Raw genomic sequence first — 18,751 nt, forward strand, 5'->3', positions numbered from 1 at the left:
ATAAGATTATGAGTAAAGAATTAGTAGCGGCATTATTAGAGCATACAGAAGACCTTAGTTTAGAGGAAACGTTTGTTTATTTAGCGGCCGAATATAAAGATAAAGTAGTTTTTTCGACCTCTTTTGGTCAAGAAGACCAAGTAGTTACAGCAATGATTGCCAATAGTGGTGCTGAAATTCAAATTTTCACATTGGATACAGGTCGATTGTTTCAAGAAACGTATGATGTTTTTCATAAAACCCAAAAAAAGTACAATCAAAACATTAAAGTATTTTTTCCCGAGGCAGCTGCAGTAGAAAATTTATTGGAGACTAAAGGGCCTAATAGTTTCTACGAATCGGTCGAGAATAGAAAAGAATGTTGCTCTATCCGTAAAGTAGTGCCTTTGCGCAAAGCTTTAAAAGGAAATTCAATCTGGATCACGGGTTTAAGAGCAGAGCAATCCGAAAACAGAAATGATTTGGCATTATTTGAATACGATGCACATTTTGAGATTATCAAATTCAATCCACTCTTAAAATGGACTTTGCAGGAAGTCGAAGAGTATTTAGAAAAAAATAATGTGCCACAAAATGCATTACACAAAAAAGGGTTTGTAAGCATTGGTTGTGCGCCCTGTACAAGAGCCATCACTCCAGATGAAGACATCAGAGCCGGACGATGGTGGTGGGAATCCAGTCACAAAGAATGCGGGTTGCATCAAAAATAGAATAAAGAGAATAGAATAAAGAGAATAGAAAAACAATAATAGTAGTAAGATTTTAGTCGAGGTCACAACAACCTTAAACTTTAAACTTTAAACTCTTAAACTAAAAATAATGAGTTCAGTATTAAAAACAAACGCTTTAGAAAGCGAAGCAATATATATTTTCAGAGAGGTTATTTCTCAGTTTGACAAACCGGTTTTGCTTTTTTCGGGTGGAAAAGATTCGATTACATTAGTTCGCTTGGCGCAAAAAGCTTTTTTTCCTGCTAAAATTCCGTTCCCATTGTTGCACGTAGATACAGGTCATAATTTTCCGGAAACCATTGAGTTCAGAGATAAATTGGTTGCTGAACTAGGATTAGAACTAATTGTGCGCAATGTACAAGACGCCATTGATCAAGGAAAAGTGGTTGAAGAAACCGGAAAATATTCTAGCAGAAACAGCTTGCAAACCACAACACTTTTAGATGCTATCGAAGAATTCAAATTTGATGCGTGTATTGGTGGAGCGCGTCGTGACGAGGAAAAAGCTAGAGCCAAAGAACGAATTTTTTCGGTGCGTGATGATTTTGGTCAATGGGACGAAAAAAATCAGCGTCCGGAGTTATTCGATTTGTTGAACGGAAAAATAGAGAACGGTCAAAACGTACGCGTTTTTCCAATTTCGAACTGGACTGAGCTAGACGTGTGGAGTTACATCGAACAAGAGCAAATTGAAATTCCATCAATTTATTTTTCGCACAAGCGTAAAGTATTCTTACGAGATGGAATGATTTGGTCGCATTCTCCATTTGTGTACCAAGAAGAAAACGAAGAAATCGTGGAGCGCATTGTTCGTTTCAGAACCGTAGGTGACATGAGTTGTACGGCAGCAGTTGATTCCTACGCTGCAACAATTTCTGAAGTAGTGGGCGAAATTAGATCTTCAACAATTTCAGAAAGAGGCGCTAGAATTGACGACAAACGTTCAGAAGCAGCGATGGAAAAAAGAAAACAACAAGGATACTTTTAAAAGAATTATAAATTATGAATTATGAATTTTTCAAAAGTTCTCAGAATTTATGATTCAACATTTAAAATAAAAAAATCAAATTTAAAAGTGTAGGAAGAGTAATTTGAGGAAACTTGAAACCTTAAACTTTTAAACTTTAAACAAAATTCAGATGGAAGTTTTAAAAATAGCAACAGCAGGAAGTGTAGATGACGGCAAGAGTACCTTGATTGGGAGGTTATTGTATGATACGCAATCGTTGACAACAGATAAATTAGAAGCAATAGAAAAAAGCAGCAAGCAAAAAGGATATGATTATTTGGATTTTTCTTTGGCTACGGATGGTTTAGTGGCCGAAAGAGAACAAGGAATTACCATTGATGTGGCGCATATTTATTTTTCGACAGCCAAAAAAAGTTACATCATTGCCGATACTCCTGGTCACGTAGAGTATACGCGAAATATGGTTACAGGAGCTTCAACTTCGCAAGTGTCAATCATTTTAATTGATGCTCGTAAAGGTGTAATTGAGCAAACTTACCGCCATTTTTTCATCAATAATTTATTGAGAGTAAAAGAAGTTATTGTGGCGATCAACAAAATGGATTTGGTGGATTATTCGGAAGAAGTTTTTAATAAAATCAAAGCGGATTTTGAAGCCTTAAATGCTAAAAGTACGTTCAAGGAACAAAACGTGAGTTACATTCCGTTAAGTGCTTTGACAGGTGATAATGTAGTAGATTCATTAGGAGGAATGCCTTGGTACCAAGGACAAACCATTCTAGAGCATCTAGAAGCGTTAGAACCAGCCGATGTTTATGAAAAAGGTAAAGCGCGTTTCCCTGTTCAAACCGTTATCCGACCTAAAACAGAAGAATACCACGATTTTAGAGGCTATGCCGGAAAATTGTATGGGAATAATATAAAAGTGGGTGATGCAGTAACGGTGCTGCCTTCTTTAACAGAATCAGTGGTGACAAATATTCACTTTTTTGACAAGCAATTTGAGGAAGCAGCTGTGGGCTCTTCGATTACCATCGAATTAGGAAATGATATCAACGTAACTAGAGGCGACATGATTGTAAAATCATCTGAATTGCCAAAAGTAGAGAAAGACATCAACACCACCGTATGCTGGATGGACAGTAAAAAGTTAGTTCCTGGTGCCAAATATTATGTTCAACACAATACAAACAGAGTTTTGGCCAAGATTGACAGTGTGAAAAATGTGATTGCAACTGATTTCTCAGGTACTACAGAAGCCTCTCAACTAGCCATCAACGAAATTGGCGAAGTGAATATTAAGTTAAGCAAAGCCATTTATTTTGATGCATACAACGATAACAAATCAAACGGGGCTTTCATCTTAATTGATGCAACAACCAACACAACAGCAGGAGTAGGATTTATAAAATAACCTTTAGCTATTGGCTTTAAGCCTTCAGCAAAAATGTAAAATGAATTTCATAAACAGCTAAAAGCCCAAAGCTAATAGCGAATAGCTTATAACAAATGGAAAGTTTTAGAACCGAAATTGAAGATCCGATTGTTCAAAAAGACATAATCGATTTAGAAAGAAAAATTGCTTTATTCCGTGACGGAAAAATTGACGACGAGCGTTTTCGTAGTCTGCGTTTAGCACGTGGCGTTTACGGGCAGCGTCAGGAAGGTGTGCAAATGATTCGCATCAAATTGCCTTTTGGTAAAGTAACTAGCGAGCAACTCGTGCGCATCACAAAAGTTTCTGATGAGTATTCAACAGGGCGTTTGCACATTACCACGCGTCAAGATATCCAAATTCATTACGTGAGTTTAGATCGCACGCCACAACTTTGGGCCGAATTAGAAAAAGACGATGTTACCCTAAGAGAAGCTTGTGGAAACACAGTTCGAAATATTACCGCAAGCGAAACAGCAGGAATTGATCCAGAGGAACCTTTTGATGTGTCTCCGTATGCGCATGCGATGTTTCAGTTTTTCTTGAGAAATCCGGTTTGTCAAGAAATGGGACGTAAATTCAAAATGTCGTTTTCGTCATCAGATAAAGATACCGGTTTGAGTTATTTACACGATTTGGGTTTTATTCCAAAAATTGTAGACGGTGTAAAAGGTTTCAAAGTAATGTTAGGTGGAGGTTTAGGTTCGCAACCGAGTCATGCCGAATTGCTGACAGAGTTTATTCCTGCCAATCAAATCATTCCAAGTACCGAAGGGATTTTAAGAATTTTTGACCGCTACGGCGAAAGAGCCAAACGTTTAAAAGCACGTTTGAAATTTTTGTTGAAAGAAATAGGGAAAGACGAATTTTTACGATTGGTAGACGAAGAGAAAAAAGCCTTATCTCACCAAACTGTTGAAATCGACACTACTGCTTTTGAGGGACCTATTGCAGCGCCATTATTAGAAGTGCCAAAAGTCGAAATTGAAGATGTAGCAGCTTTTGAAGCTTGGAAAAAAACAAATGTAATTCCGCAAAAACAAGCGGGTTATGTAGCTATAGGAATAAAAGTTCAATTAGGTGATTTTTATACCGATAAAGCCAGAGCACTAGCGCACTTAATCAAAAATTATGCAGCAAACGAATTGCGTTTTACGTTGCGTCAAGATATTTTAATTCGTCACGTAAAAGAGGAAAACCTTCCTTTCTTTTACCAAGAATTAGCCAAATTAGATTTTGTAACCACAGGCTACAACACGATTGCTGATATTACAGCTTGTCCAGGTACCGATACGTGTAACTTAGGAATTGCGAGCAGCACCGGAATTGCGGTAGAGTTAGAACGTGTTTTAACTGCTGAATATCCGCAATACAGCAACAACCGTGAAATTACTATTAAAATTAGTGGTTGTATGAATGCTTGCGGGCAACACAATATGGCCGAAATTGGTTTTCAAGGAATGTCAATCAATGCGGGTAAATTGGTAGCTCCAGCCTTGCAAGTTTTATTAGGTGGTGGAAACTTAGGAAATGGATCTGGAAGATTCTCTGATAAAGTAATCAAAATCCCGAGTCGAAGAGGACCCGATGCTTTGCGTTTGATTTTAAATGATTTTGAAGCCAATGCCAACGGACAATCGTTCTTAAATTATTATGATGCTCAAGGCGAAAAATATTTCTACGAATTTTTGAAACCATTGGCTGATGTAACCAATCTTACCGAAGCTGATTTCGTTGACTGGGGAAATGCAGATAATTATGTAAAAGCAGTTGGAGTAGGAGAATGTGCCGGAGTTGTAATTGACTTGGTTGCTACTTTATTATTTGAAGCGAAAGAAAAATTGACTTTTGCTCAAGAAGCTTTTGAAGATGCAAAATGGTCGGATGCTATTTATTTGGCGTACGCCGGATTTGTCAACGGAGCCAAAGCATTATTACTAGCCGAAAATCAAAAAACAAACCACCAAGCGGGAATTATCGATTTGTTTGATACCGTTTTTGTGGCTACCAATACAATTCAATTGCAATCTTCTTTACGAGAATTGGTGTATCAAATTAACCAAAATGAACCTTCTGCTGAATTTGCTAAAAAGTACATTCAAGATGCCATTGTGTTTTTTGATGCCATCGAAGCGTATAGAAATAAAGACTTAGCTGATGCTTAAAAAGAAACAACCCATCGTAACACTTGTTGGTGCGGGTCCTGGCGATCCTGATTTACTGACGATCAAAGGAGCCAAAGCATTAGCAGAAGCGGATGTGGTATTGTACGACGCCCTAGCCAACGAGGAGATTTTGACGTATGCTCCCAAAAAATCCATTAAGATTTTTGTAGGCAAACGCAAAGGCTGTCATGAGTATTCACAAGATCAAATCAACCAATTGATTGTAGACAATGCCTTGACCTATGGGCATGTAGTTCGATTAAAAGGAGGTGATCCATTTATTTTTGGCCGTGGAAGTGAAGAAATTGATTTTATAGAAAGTTTTGGCATACCTACATCGGTGGTTCCTGGAATTTCATCCTCGATTGCTGTTCCGGCTTACCAAGGGATTTCATTGACCAAAAGAGGCGTTTCTGAAAGTTTTTGGGTAATTACGGGTACAACTTCTGATAGGAAATTGTCAAATGATGTGGCTTTGGCTGCACAATCATCAGCAACGGTGGTTATTTTAATGGGAATGAGCAAACTCACTCAGATTATTGATTTGTTCCAAAAGGAATCTAAAGGTGAAACACCGGTTGCCATTATTCAAAACGGAACGACCGCTCAGGAAAAAATTGGGGTTGGAACCATCAACACCATTGAGCTTGTTGTGGCGCAACAACAATTAAGTTCGCCTGCCATTATCGTCATTGGCGAGGTGGTTAAAGAGAGCAATAAATTAAAAGGCTTTTACGAAGAATTCATAGCCAAAGAATTGAAATAACTGTGGAAAGAAACGAATTATATCCTATTTTTTTAAAATTACACAACCTCAATGTGCTCATTGTGGGCGGCGGAAATGTGGGTTTAGAAAAACTATCGTTTCTGTTGAAATCCAGTCCCAATGCCAATGTTGAGGTAGTGGCGCCTTGGTTTTTGCAAGAGTTAGAAACCTTGGCGGGAAGTCACCCAACAGTGAAGTTGACCTATAAAAAATTCAATCGATGGATGCTGCGCAAACGCCACATGGTGATTGCCTGCACCGATGATTTAAAGGTGAACAAGAGGATTTATGATTTGTCTCGAAAAAGATATTTGATTTGCAATATTGCTGATACACCGCCATTGTGTGATTATTATTTGGGTGGAATTGTAACCAAAGGGAATGTGAAAATTGCTATTTCAACCAACGGAAAATCACCCACTACAGCCAAACGATTGCGAGAGTTTTTTGAAGAAATTATTCCAGACGATATTAATAAAATGGTCGAAAACTTGAATGAATATCGCAAAACATTGAAAGGGAATTTTGAGGAAAAAGTTCAAAAAATGAATGAAATCACCGAGACGCTCAAAGCAAAGTAAGCACAAGACGCCATCTCAAGCTCATAGAAAAAAGCTAAGATGTAATAGTTCTTAATAATCAGTTTCTGTTTTTTTAACTAAACAGAATAGTGATATTTGTACTCAATTAAAATTAAAAGGATTGAGCGCCTAGGTTCAATACAATAACATAGATAAACACAATTAACAATTTCCATAACAGTCTACAAGTATAATTGGAGGCACAACAAAGGATACTAAATTAAATCAAAATGATTAAAACAGACATACTCATTATTGGCGCGGGGCCAACAGGTTTATTTGCAGTTTTTGAAGCAGGATTATTAAAATTAAAATGCCATATATTAGATGCTTTGCCACAAGCAGGTGGGCAGTTATCAGAGTTATATCCTAAAAAACCTATTTATGATATTCCTGGATTTCCAGAAGTATTAGCTGGTGATTTAGTAGATAACTTAATGGAGCAAATCAAGCAGTTCGAACCAGGTTTTACCTTAGGTGAACGTGCTGAAACCATCGAAAAACAAGAAGACGGAACTTTTATTGTGACTTCAAACAAAGGCAAGAAATTCCATGCACCAGTTATTGCTATTGCTGGTGGATTAGGTAGTTTTGAACCAAGAAAACCATTGATTGAGGACATCGAATTCTACGAAGACAAAGGAATTAAATACTTTATCAAAAACCCAGAGAAATTCCGTGACAAGCGCGTAGTTATCGCTGGAGGTGGTGATTCGGCTCTAGATTGGAGTATCTTTTTGTCAAATGTAGCTTCAGAAGTGACTTTGATTCACCGTCGCAACGAGTTTCGTGGTGCTTTAGACTCTGTAGAAAAAGTTCAAGAGCTTAAATCAGCCGGAAAAATTAAAATGATTACGCCAGGTGAAGTAGTAGGTTTAAAAGGAGCTGAGCATCTTGAGGCAGTTGTAGTCGAGGAAAATGGCGCACAACGCACCATCGAAACCGATTACTTTATTCCGCTTTTTGGTCTTACGCCAAAGTTAGGTCCAATTGGTGATTGGGGATTAGAAATCGAAAAGAACGCAATCAAAGTTAACAACGCTTTAGATTACCAAACCAATATTCCTGGAATTTTCGCTATTGGCGACGTAAATACCTATCCAGGAAAATTAAAATTGATTTTATGCGGATTCCACGAAGCCACTTTAATGTGTCAAGCGGCTTACCAAATCATTAATCCAGGAAAGCGTTATGTGTTAAAATACACTACCGTTTCAGGTGTAGATGGTTTTGACGGAACTCGTAAAGAAGCTCCAAAAGCGGTTGTAAAAGCAATCGTGTAAAAAAGTTGCAGAGTTACAAAGGTTCTGAGTTGCTAAGATTGGTTAAAATCTTAGTAATTCAGAACTTTCCATTTAAAAGTTTTGCAACAAACTACCTAAGAATCTTTAAAAAAAATACTTGCAATTGTTAGCGCTATGTCGTTCCTTTGCACTGTTCCTATATTTATTGAAAGTTATCACGAAAGGCGGAGGGAAAGACCCAATGAAACCTTAGCAACCCTTTATTTTTAAAGAAGGTGCTACATTCTACTTTATACAACCAGTATCAAAGATAGATAACACAAGAATACTTCTACAGTATTTCTCAAACCTTTTCTTGACAACTTATCGAATTTTTTAGAGCAGATTAATGGCGCTTTTCAGTCATAATCGTTCCCGCTTTCCGTTACAAACGAAGTTCACTGAACTCCGTTTAAAATGAAAGTTTAGTGAAGTAATCTTTTATTTTTTAAAGAAAAAAATAAAAGGATTTTCACTGCAATCGGGGCTATAAAGAAAAATTGGGGAACTTTTGGAAATACTAATCAAAAGTAAAAATCACAATTTCAAATTGTGTTTTGCAAGCAATAAAAAGTTATGTCAAGCATTCACGAAGCCATTAAAAAAAACATCCTCATCCTTGATGGAGCTATGGGAACCATGTTGCAACGTTACAATTTCTCCGAAGAAGATTTTAGAGGAGAGCGTTTCAAGGATTTTCCGCATTCGCTAAAAGGAAACAACGATTTATTGTCGCTCACGCAGCCACAAGCTATAAAAGACGTTCATGCCGCTTATTTTGAAGCTGGAGCTGATATTGTTGAAACCAATACTTTCTCAGGAACCACCATCGGTATGGCCGATTACTATCTGGAAGAATATGTGTATGAATTGAACTATGAGTCGGCAAAAATAGCCCGCGAAGTAGCCGATGAATACACCGCCAAAAATCCAGACAAACCTCGTTTTGTTGCGGGTTCCATTGGACCCACGAACAGAACAGCAAGCATGTCGCCAGATGTAAACGATCCCGGTTACAGAGCCGTAACTTTTGATGATTTGCGCATCGCGTACAAGCAACAGGTAGAAGCACTTATGGATGGCGGTTGCGATTTACTTTTGGTAGAAACTATTTTTGATACCCTAAATGCCAAAGCAGCGCTTTTTGCTATTGAAGAAGTAAAAGACGAACGTAATCTTGATATTCCAATTATGGTTTCAGGAACCATTACCGATGCGTCTGGAAGAACACTTTCGGGACAAACGGTTGAGGCTTTCTTGATTTCTGTTTCGCATATTCCGTTGTTGAGCGTAGGATTCAATTGCGCACTTGGTGCTGATTTATTGAAACCTTATTTGCAAACTTTGTCACAAAACACATCGTTCAATGTGTCGGCGCATCCTAACGCAGGTTTACCTAATGCCTTTGGAGAATACGATGAAACACCAGAACAGATGCAAGCTTTTATCAAAGAATATTTAGACGATAATTTAGTAAATATAATAGGAGGTTGTTGCGGAACAACACCAGCACACATCAAATTAATTGCCGATATCGCTAAGGAATATAAACCGAGAGTTTCGACTGCGGTGATGTAGTTTTTGGTTGGGTATTGTTTTTTTCAATGTCAAGCAAAAGAAATGCAATTTCGTGGTTAGTTTGTCTTTCTGAGGAACGAAGACCCAAGCGATAACGAACTGGCGAAGCAATCTTTATTATGTGAGCAACTTGTTTAGATTCTTCGTTCCTCAGAATGACAAAATTGAAGAATAAAGAAACGAAAGAATCAATAAAAAAAAATGTGTTGTTAGCACAATGCCCGCTTGAGGGATAGTAGTGGAAAGCCCGCATATCAATGGAGTGCTAACGGAATTGATTGAGTACTTGAAACGAATAGCCCGACCCGACTTTTTTTGGAGGGACACGCCCAAAAAAGAATTGAAATAAAATGGTAAGGTTTTGAAAACTTTGCAGCAAATGATATCATAAAAACAACTCAGAACCTATGCTACTTAGGGTCTTAGTAACTTAAATTAAAATGGCAGAAAAAAGAAGAAACCTAGTATTATCAGGATTGGAGCCCTTAATTATTACGCCGGAAAGTGTATTTGTGAATGTGGGGGAACGAACCAATGTGACGGGTTCGAGAAAATTTCTTCGATTGATTAAGGAAGAAAAATACGATGAGGCGCTTGATATTGCGCGCCAGCAAGTAGAAGGCGGTGCACAAATCATTGATATTAACATGGATGAGGGAATGCTTGATGGCGCATATGCGATGACCAAATTTCTGAATTTGATTGCGGCTGAGCCGGATATTTCCCGTGTGCCGATTATGATTGATAGCTCAAAATGGGAAATCATTGAGGCCGGTTTGAAAGTCGTACAAGGGAAATGTGTTGTGAATTCGATTTCGTTGAAAGAAGGCGAAGCAGCTTTTATTCACCATGCTAAATTGATAAAGCGTTACGGAGCGGCGGTAATTGTGATGGCTTTTGACGAAGTGGGTCAAGCGGATAATTACGAAAGGCGTGTTGAAATTTGTCAGCGTTCGTATGATATTTTGGTGGGAATTGGATTTCCGCCACAAGATATCATTTTCGATTTGAATATTTTCCCAGTAGCAACAGGTATGGAAGAGCACCGCTTGAATGCGTTGGATTTCTTTAGAGGAACCAAGTGGGTTCGCGAAAATTTACCGCATGCACACATCAGTGGTGGAGTGAGTAACGTTTCGTTTTCGTTCAGAGGAAACGATACGGTTCGTGAGGCGATGCACTCGGTTTTCTTGTACCACGCCATTCAAAACGGAATGACGATGGGGATTGTAAATCCTGAAATGTTGTCGATTTATGATGAGATTCCGAAAGATTTATTAGAGCATGTTGAAGATGTGATTCTGGACAGACGCGACGATGCGACAGAACGTTTGCTCGATTTTGCTGAGAATGTTAAAGGCGACGGATCCAAAACAAATGAAAAGGCAGTTTTAGAATGGCGTTCTGGAACCGTTCAAGAAAGAATTACACACTCATTAGTAAAAGGAGTGGATGCGTTTATTGAAGAAGATGTTGAAGAAGCGAGACAAGCTGCTACAAAACCTATTGAGGTGATTGAAATTAACCTGATGACGGGAATGAATGTAGTGGGTGATTTGTTTGGTTCGGGTAAAATGTTTTTGCCACAAGTGGTAAAGTCGGCACGTGTGATGAAAAAAGCAGTGGCGTATTTATTGCCATTTATTGAAGCGGCAAAGCAAGTTGGGGACAAATCTGGGAACGGAAAAATCTTGATGGCTACCGTAAAAGGTGATGTTCATGACATTGGAAAAAATATAGTTTCGGTGGTATTGGCTTGTAACAATTATGAGATCGTAGATCTAGGTGTAATGGTGCCTCCAGAAAAAATTATTGCAGCAGCTATAGAACATGAAGTAGATATTATTGGATTAAGCGGATTGATCACGCCGTCTTTGGACGAAATGGTGTATCTCGCTAAAGAATTGGATAAAAGAGGACTGAATATTCCCGTAATGATTGGTGGTGCTACAACTTCGCGTGCGCATACGGCCGTGAAAATTGCGCCACAATATAATTCGACTGTCATTCACGTCAACGATGCTTCGAGAGCGGTAACGGTTGCAGGTAATTTATTGGATCACAACCGAAAAATATATGCCAGTGATATTCGTGCAGAATACGATGCGTTTAGAGAAACGTTTTTGAATCGTTCCCGCGATAAGAATTTCTTGACCATTGAGCAAGCCCGTAAAAATAAATTACAATTGGATTGGGATAATTTCACTCCCGTGAAACCTAAAGTGATTGGCAAGCAAATCGTAGAAGTAGATTTAGAAACTTTGGTGCCTTATATCGATTGGACGCCGTTTTTTAGAACTTGGCAATTGTTTGGAAAATATCCAGCTATTTTAACCGATGAGGTAGTGGGCGAACAAGCGACTTCGGTTTTTGCTGATGCACAAGCGATGCTGAAAGTTATTTTAGAGGAGAAAAAATTGACTGCCAAAGGTATTTACGGCATTTTTCCAGCGAATCAAATCAACGATGATGATATTGAACTGACGGATGAAAACGGAAAACAATTACAGACCTTTTTGACTTTGCGTCAGCAGTCTCAAAAAACCAAAGGAGCGTCAAACATCGCTTTGTCTGATTTTATTGCGCCAAAAGAAAGTGGGAAAGTCGATTATATGGGAGCATTTTGTGTGACTACTGGTTTTGGTGTGGACGAATGGGCGGCTGAATTCGAAAAGGATTTAGATGATTATAATTCGATTATGGTGAAAGCGCTGGCTGATCGTTTTGCAGAAGCTTTTGCTGAATATCTACACGAAAAAATCCGTAAAGAATTTTGGGGTTATGCCGCAGACGAAGATTTATCTACCGAAGATATGATTGATGAGGTTTATAAAGGAATTCGACCAGCACCAGGATATCCAGCTTGTCCAGATCATTTAGAGAAACCAACAATTTGGAAATTATTAAATGTTGCGGAAGAAATTGGAGTAACCTTAACCGAAAGTATGGCTATGTGGCCGGCTTCATCAGTATCGGGTTACTACTTTGGCAATCCAGAAAGTAAGTATTTTGGACTCGGAAAAATTAAAGAAGATCAAGTAATTGACTACGCCAAAAGAAGAAATGTTTCTACTGATGTAGCCATGAAATGGTTGAACCCGAATATTGCCGATTAGGAATTTTGCTTCAAGTTTAAGGTTTCAAGTTACTTGGGAGAACTTTAAACTTTAAACTTGGAACATGAAACAAAAAATAAAATGAAAGTAACACAACATATAGAAAAAGCAAAAGGAGAAACTTTGTTTTCATTTGAAATTATTCCGCCTCAAAAAGGGAAAAGTATTCAAGAATTGTATGACAACATTGACCCTTTGATGGAGTTCAAACCGCCATTTATTGATGTGACTACCTCACGCGAGGAGTTTATTTATGTGGATAAAGGCAATGGTTTATTGGATAAAAAACTAACCAGAATGCGACCAGGAACCCTTGGAATATGCGCTTCGATAACACACAAATACAACGTAGATACGGTGCCTCATGTATTGTGCGGTGGTTTTACCAAAGAAGAAACAGAGTACTTACTAGTAGACTGTCATTATCTGGGAATCAATAATGTAATGGCGTTGCGAGGTGATGCGATGAAGGACGAACAATCCTTTGTTCCAAAAGCGGGTGGAAATCGCTTTGCTATTGATCTAGTGCAGCAAATCAAATTATTGAACGAAGGCAAGTATTTGCATGAAGTGATGCATGTGGATAATAAAGCTGATTTTTGTATTGGTGTAGCCGGATATCCTGAGAAACATTTGGAATCTCCATCGCTACTTTCTGATTTGAAAAGGTTAAAAGAGAAAGTGGATGCGGGTGCTGATTATGTGGTGACACAAATGTTTTTTGACAATGCCAAATATTTTGAATTTGTGTCCAAAGCAAGAGAAATGAGAATTACAGTGCCTATTATTCCTGGTATCAAGCCATTGGCGGTACATAGGCATTTACAAATTTTACCACAAATATTCCGAATCGATTTACCCGAAGATTTAATTGATGCAGTAGACAAATGCAAAACAAATGCAGATGTAAAACAAGTGGGTATCGAATGGGCTATTCAGCAATCTCGCGAACTAAAAGCTGCTGGAGTTCCTGTTTTGCACTATTATTCGATGGGTAAATCTGAAAATATCCGTCAAATTGCGAGTCAACTTTTTTAGCAATTTATTCTTTATATTTAAAAAGCTTCTAGTGCACTTTGGTGATTTAGAAGCTTTTTTTATTGTTTTATCATCTGCCGAAGCAGTAACTAGACTTGTTGAGATTCCTCCCTCGTCGGAATGACAAAGTCAAGTTTTGTGTTGTTGTCGAGTTCGTTTTTTGTATGTGAAAATAACTGAATACTAAAAACTGAACACTGACAACTATTTCGTTATCTCTCTAAACACCGCTTCTAAGTTTTTATTCTTTTGATTGAGTTGTAAGGTTTTTAAACCATTGTTTTGAGCAAAATCAAAGACGACAGAGCGCATGTCTTTATCTGATTTAAAAGTCAGTTCCCACATCATATCGTGAACGTTCACATACGAAACAAGATTTTCAATTTTAGAAATCAATTGTTCCTCGACCTGAAAATCAAATTCCACTTCAATGACTTGTTCTTTATCTTCAGAAATTAAATTATCTAGCTTTTTATCGGTAACAATTTTACCATTGTTGATGATGATAACGCGATCACAAATAGCCTCAACCTCCTGCATGATGTGCGTAGAAAGAAAAACAGTCTTATCTTTTCCCACGTTTTTAATTACGTTTCTAATCTCCATCAATTGGTTTGGATCTAAACCAGTGGTAGGTTCATCTAGGATTAAAACATCAGGATTGTGCAGTAGTGCATTGGCCAATCCTACACGCTGGCGGTACCCTTTAGAGAGTTGTCCTATTTTTTTGTGACTTTCGGTACTTAAACCAGTTAGTTGAATTACCTCTTCGATTCGAGATTTGGCAACTTTGTACACATCAGCGTTAAAGGCTAAATATTCACGAACATACAAATCCAAATACAACGGATTGTGCTCCGGCAAGTACCCAATAGAAAGTTGCACGGCTTTTGGATTGATGTTTACATCCTGCCCGTTTACCGTGGCAGTTCCTTCATCAGCGGAGATGTAGGTAGTTAAAATTTTCATCAAAGTCGATTTTCCAGCTCCATTTGGACCTAAAAAACCAACAATTTCTCCTTTATTAATTGAAAATGAAATGTTATCTAATGCTTTTTGAGCACCGTAGCTTTTGGAAATATTATTTACTGCTATTGACATGATGAATTATTTGTTGCAAAAGTAAACAGAAAATGAATGGATTTGTTGTTCGGTTGCCTACTAATTCAAGAATAATTTTTCAAGAATAACTGCTAGCACTTCTGTTCCTATTTTAAAAAAGTAGCATTGTGATTGCACCGCTATCATTTAGATTTATATATTTACTAAAAATAGTTCAAAAGACACATGAAAGACATAGGATCAGGAGGTTTCTTGAAAAATTACAAAAGCATTATGTTACTTCTTGGAGGTATCCTTGCAGGAAGTATGTTAGGATTGGTTTTTGGTAAAGAGGTGGAGGTTTTGAAACCTTTGGGAGACATTTTTCTAAATTTGTTGTTTACTGCCATCATTCCGTTAGTGTTTTTTACCATATCGGCATCAATTGCTACTTTAGAAAAAACCGAAAAACTAGGAAAGTTATTCTTAATCGTTATTGGAGTCTTTTTATTTACGGTCTTAGTTTCTGCAATCCTTATGGTAGTAGGTGTTTTGATTTTTCCAATCCATCAAGATATTATCATTTCTAAAATTCCACTAGAAGTTGTAGCCGAAAGTAGCACTGGCTCTCAGATTACGCAATTATTAACTGCGGGTGATTTTTATGAATTGTTGTCCCGAAAAAACATGCTGGCACTCATTCTTTTTTCCTTTTTAGTTGGTTTTGCTAGTTTGCAATCTGGTGAAAAAGGCAATGATTTCAGTAGGTTTTTACGATCTGGTAACGAAGTAATGAAACAATTGCTACACATTATTATGCAAACAGCGCCTGTAGGTTTAGGTGCCTATTTTGCTTATCAGGTGGGTATTTTTGGTCCGCAATTGTTTGGTGCCTATGTCAAGCCGCTAGGGCTCTATTATGCTGTTTGTGCTTTTTACTTTATTATATTCTTTAGTTTATATGCGTACATGGCCGGCGGTAAATTAGGATTTAAAGTGTTCTGGAAAAATAACATAACACCTTCGTTAACTGCTATTGGTACGTGCAGCAGTATTGCAACCATTCCTGCAAATCTTGAGGGTGCCGAAAAAATGAATATTCCTGCTCACATTAGGAATGTCGTTATTCCCTTGGGTGCACCTTTGCATAAAGACGGTTCGAGTATGTCCTCCATTATTAAGATAGCCGTTATTTTTGCCATGTTTGGTAAGGATTTTACGGATCCAATTACGATTCTCACCGCTTTGGGAATTACAGTTGTGGTTTCTGTTGTTGAGGGCGGAATTCCTAATGGTGGCTACATAGGCGAAATCCTAGCAATAACCGTTTATGGTTTCCCCATGGAACAAGCCTTGCCAGCGGCAATGATTATTGGAACTTTGGTTGATCCAATGGCAACTTTGTTAAATGCAAATGGAGATTTGATTTCGGCGATGCTAGTGGCAAGAATTGCTGAAGGGAAAAAGTGGCTTTCTGATAAAGTACTAATATAAATCACTTTCAATAGTGTGTGTTGCAGCATTACTAAGGCTTGTTTTTACCTTACAATGCAAGAATTACTGTTGTGTGAATGGTATTTTTAAAGCCTTTTTTTAAACATTACATAATTAATAACCAACTTTTTAGCGAATCTCTTTTTTGTGTCATAAAATCAACTTTTTTTTGGGTGCAGTTAAAAATTATGTATACATTCGCAAAGTAATAAATACAAAAAATACAAAAACATGTTGAGTAACCGATTTTATTTTAGCAACTCTTATTATTTCTTCTGGAAGGTAGAAAGGGATTGTTGCATGGTTATTTAATTCAAAAATTAAATTGATACTATAGATATACAATCCCGATGCAAATCGGGATTTTTTTTTGCTTAAAAGTGCGTAAAATGAATACAATTATAGGAATACAAGGCATTACGGGCTCGTTTCATCATCAAGTTGCTCAAGAATATTTCAATCATGAATTTACTCTTGACGAGTGTTTGTCTTTTGAGGAATTGGTAGACAGCTTGTTAGCAGGCAAGTCTGAGCAAGCTGTGATGGCTATTGAAAATTCTATTGCAGGTCCAATTATTCCGAATTACGCGCTAATTGACAAGAATAATTTACACATAATTGGAGAGCATTATTTGAGTATTCATCAAAATTTAATGGCGTTGAAAGGTCAAAAAATAGAAGATATTCAGGAAGTACATTCGCATCCGATGGCATTATTACAATGTATGGATTTCTTAAAAAAATATCCCAATATCAAATTGGTTGAAGACAAAGATACTGCTGAAACGGCGCGAAGAATTCAAGAAAAACAATTGAAAGGAATAGCGGCAATTGCAAGTAAAACAGCTTCGGAAATGTATGATTTGGAAATTATTGCTCCAGAAATACAGACGATTAAAAATAACATGACGCGCTTTGTGATTATCAAAAAAGAAAATTCATTTGTTCCCGAAAGTGAAATCAACAGAGCATCGATAAAATTTGAACTAGATCACAAACGCGGGAGTTTAGCAGCAGTTTTAAACGTGATGAGTGATTGCAAATTGAATTTAACTAAGATTCAATCGCTTCCTAAAATTGAAACTCCTTGGAAATATTCCTTTTTTGTGGATGTCACTTTTGAGAAATACGAAGATTATGCAAAAGCAAAATCATTATTGAATATTATGGCCGAATATTTTAAAGTATTGGGAGAATACAAGAATACTAAAATATAAAGAGCTTCGAGTTACCAAGTTACACAGATATAAAAATTTACACATGATTACCACAGCAAAGCGTCTCCATATCATTGAAGAATATTATTTCTCCTCCAAATTGAGAGAAGTAAGGCAACTAGCTGCCGAAGGCAAACCCATCATTAATATGGGAATTGGGAGTCCAGATTTGCAACCGGCGCCTGCAATTGTAGCTGCAATTGTAGCTGCGATGCAAGATGAAAATGCGCATCAATACCAGAGTTATCAAGGTTTACCAGAGTTGCGCGAGGGTATGGCTGATTTTTATTCCAAAAATTATGGTGTAACACTCAACCCTGTAACAGAAATTTTGCCTTTGATGGGTTCCAAGGAAGGAATTATGCATATTTCGCTGGCATTTTTGAATGAAGGCGATCACGTTTTGATTCCGAATCCGGGCTATCCTACGTATACATCAGTGACCAATTTAGTAGGAGCGGTGCCAGTATATTATGATTTGAAAGAAGGAAACCAGTGGGAGCCGGATTTTGAAGCTTTGGAGCAACTGGATTTAAGCAAAGTGAAAATCATGTGGATTGGGTATCCGCACATGCCAACGGGAGCTCGAGGGAGCTTGGAATTGTTTGAAAAATTAGTTGCTTTTGCTGCAAAACATAAAATTTTATTGGTGAACGACAATCCCTATAGTTTTGTTTTGAATGACAATCCGATGAGTTTGTTGCAGGTAGAAGGAGCAAAGGAAGTGGCTTTAGAACTGAATTCTTTGAGTAAAACTTTTAACATGGCGGGTTGGAGAGTAGGAATGGTATTAGGAAATGCCAATGCTATTGATGCGGTTTTAAAAGTAAAAAGCAATATGGATAGCGGTATGTTTTACGGCATTCAAAAAGGAGCTGTTGCAGCGCTGAAAAGTGATAAGGCTTGGTTTGATGCTATGAATGAAATCTATAAAAAAAGACGAATTGTAACAGAGGAACTCGCTGAAAAACTAGGTTGTAAAGTGTATAAAGAAGGTGTTGGTTTGTTTGTTTGGGCAAAGTTACCCGATGGAGTTACATCAGCAGAAGCGTTTATTGATAGAATTTTGCATGAGAAATCAATTTTTATTACACCGGGAACTATTTTTGGGAGTAATGGAGAAGGTTACATTCGGTTTGCTTTGTGTGTTGAAGAAGAAAAAATTAGGGAAGCTATCAGTCGATTTTAGTAAGGACTTGATAAATCTTTCTCGTCGTAGAGTTGAAAAATAAAGATCATTGTAAGAAAATAAATGTTCTCGATAATGAAATTCCCTAGCCCTGATAGTAGTGGAAATCCTTTGCTGCCGGCGTTCGGCAGGAAAGATTGCAACGGA

Annotated in this window: 14 protein-coding genes and 1 riboswitch; of the genes, 13 read left to right on the forward strand and 1 reads right to left on the reverse strand. The window is 37.6% G+C overall.

Features of this window, described 5'->3' with window-relative positions; all coding sequences use genetic code 11:
- The first annotated feature begins 5 nt into the window (after positions 1–5).
- The 10 genes from ACXX8U_RS01100 (at position 6) to metF (ending at position 13,663) form a co-directional block, all read left to right on the forward strand.
- A complete protein-coding gene (locus tag ACXX8U_RS01100; RefSeq protein WP_458566378.1) occupies positions 6–710 on the forward strand; it encodes a phosphoadenylyl-sulfate reductase in 705 nt (234 codons plus the stop codon).
- Between the two features lie 109 nt (positions 711–819).
- Positions 820–1,719, forward strand: a complete 900-nt coding sequence (gene cysD / locus ACXX8U_RS01105) for a sulfate adenylyltransferase subunit CysD (RefSeq protein ID WP_086453338.1) — start codon at positions 820–822, stop codon at positions 1,717–1,719.
- Positions 1,720–1,870: 151 nt separating this feature from the next.
- The gene (locus tag ACXX8U_RS01110; RefSeq protein ID WP_458564245.1) at positions 1,871–3,115 is read left to right on the forward strand and encodes a sulfate adenylyltransferase subunit 1; all 1,245 of its coding nucleotides are present in this window, start codon (positions 1,871–1,873) and stop codon (positions 3,113–3,115) included.
- Positions 3,116–3,210: 95 nt separating this feature from the next.
- On the forward strand, positions 3,211–5,301 hold the full coding sequence (locus ACXX8U_RS01115) for a ferredoxin-like domain-containing protein (RefSeq protein ID WP_458564246.1): 2,091 nt from the start codon (positions 3,211–3,213) through the stop codon (positions 5,299–5,301).
- Complete coding sequence (cobA, locus tag ACXX8U_RS01120; protein ID WP_458564247.1) at positions 5,294–6,067, forward strand: uroporphyrinogen-III C-methyltransferase; 774 nt, start codon at positions 5,294–5,296, stop codon at positions 6,065–6,067. Before ACXX8U_RS01115 ends, cobA begins: the two co-directional genes overlap by 8 nt.
- Positions 6,068–6,069: 2 nt before the next feature.
- The gene (locus ACXX8U_RS01125) at positions 6,070–6,648 is read left to right on the forward strand and encodes a precorrin-2 dehydrogenase/sirohydrochlorin ferrochelatase family protein (protein ID WP_458564248.1); all 579 of its coding nucleotides are present in this window, start codon (positions 6,070–6,072) and stop codon (positions 6,646–6,648) included.
- Positions 6,649–6,878: 230 nt separating this feature from the next.
- Positions 6,879–7,931, forward strand: a complete 1,053-nt coding sequence (locus ACXX8U_RS01130; RefSeq protein WP_210790813.1) for an NAD(P)/FAD-dependent oxidoreductase — start codon at positions 6,879–6,881, stop codon at positions 7,929–7,931.
- Between the two features lie 170 nt (positions 7,932–8,101).
- Positions 8,102–8,213: riboswitch (SAM riboswitch) on the forward strand.
- A 294-nt stretch (positions 8,214–8,507) separates the two neighbouring features.
- Positions 8,508–9,509: a homocysteine S-methyltransferase family protein gene (locus ACXX8U_RS01135; RefSeq protein ID WP_458564249.1), complete on the forward strand. Its 1,002-nt coding sequence runs from the start codon at positions 8,508–8,510 to the stop codon at positions 9,507–9,509.
- A 440-nt stretch (positions 9,510–9,949) separates the two neighbouring features.
- Positions 9,950–12,625, forward strand: a complete 2,676-nt coding sequence (gene metH / locus ACXX8U_RS01140) for a methionine synthase (protein WP_458564250.1) — start codon at positions 9,950–9,952, stop codon at positions 12,623–12,625.
- Positions 12,626–12,706: 81 nt separating this feature from the next.
- Positions 12,707–13,663: a methylenetetrahydrofolate reductase [NAD(P)H] gene (gene metF, locus ACXX8U_RS01145; RefSeq protein WP_458564251.1), complete on the forward strand. Its 957-nt coding sequence runs from the start codon at positions 12,707–12,709 to the stop codon at positions 13,661–13,663.
- Positions 13,664–13,867: 204 nt separating this feature from the next.
- Here the strand turns inward: metF and gldA are convergent, their stop codons facing one another.
- Positions 13,868–14,764, reverse strand: coding sequence for a gliding motility-associated ABC transporter ATP-binding subunit GldA (gene gldA / locus ACXX8U_RS01150; protein ID WP_458564252.1), 897 nt, complete (start codon positions 14,762–14,764; stop codon positions 13,868–13,870).
- Positions 14,765–14,950: 186 nt separating this feature from the next.
- Between gldA and ACXX8U_RS01155 the strand changes: the two genes are divergently transcribed.
- From ACXX8U_RS01155 to ACXX8U_RS01165, 3 genes are all read left to right on the forward strand, one after another.
- Positions 14,951–16,198, forward strand: coding sequence for a dicarboxylate/amino acid:cation symporter (locus tag ACXX8U_RS01155; protein WP_458564253.1), 1,248 nt, complete (start codon positions 14,951–14,953; stop codon positions 16,196–16,198).
- A gap of 389 nt (positions 16,199–16,587) precedes the next feature.
- Positions 16,588–17,415 (forward strand): prephenate dehydratase, encoded by an 828-nt coding sequence (locus ACXX8U_RS01160; RefSeq protein WP_458564254.1) that lies wholly within the window; start codon positions 16,588–16,590, stop codon positions 17,413–17,415.
- A 43-nt stretch (positions 17,416–17,458) separates the two neighbouring features.
- Positions 17,459–18,604, forward strand: coding sequence for an aminotransferase class I/II-fold pyridoxal phosphate-dependent enzyme (locus ACXX8U_RS01165; RefSeq protein ID WP_458564255.1), 1,146 nt, complete (start codon positions 17,459–17,461; stop codon positions 18,602–18,604).
- Positions 18,605–18,751: the final 147 nt, after the last annotated feature.

The sequence above is a fragment of the Flavobacterium sp. GNP001 genome, assembly GCF_054343775.1.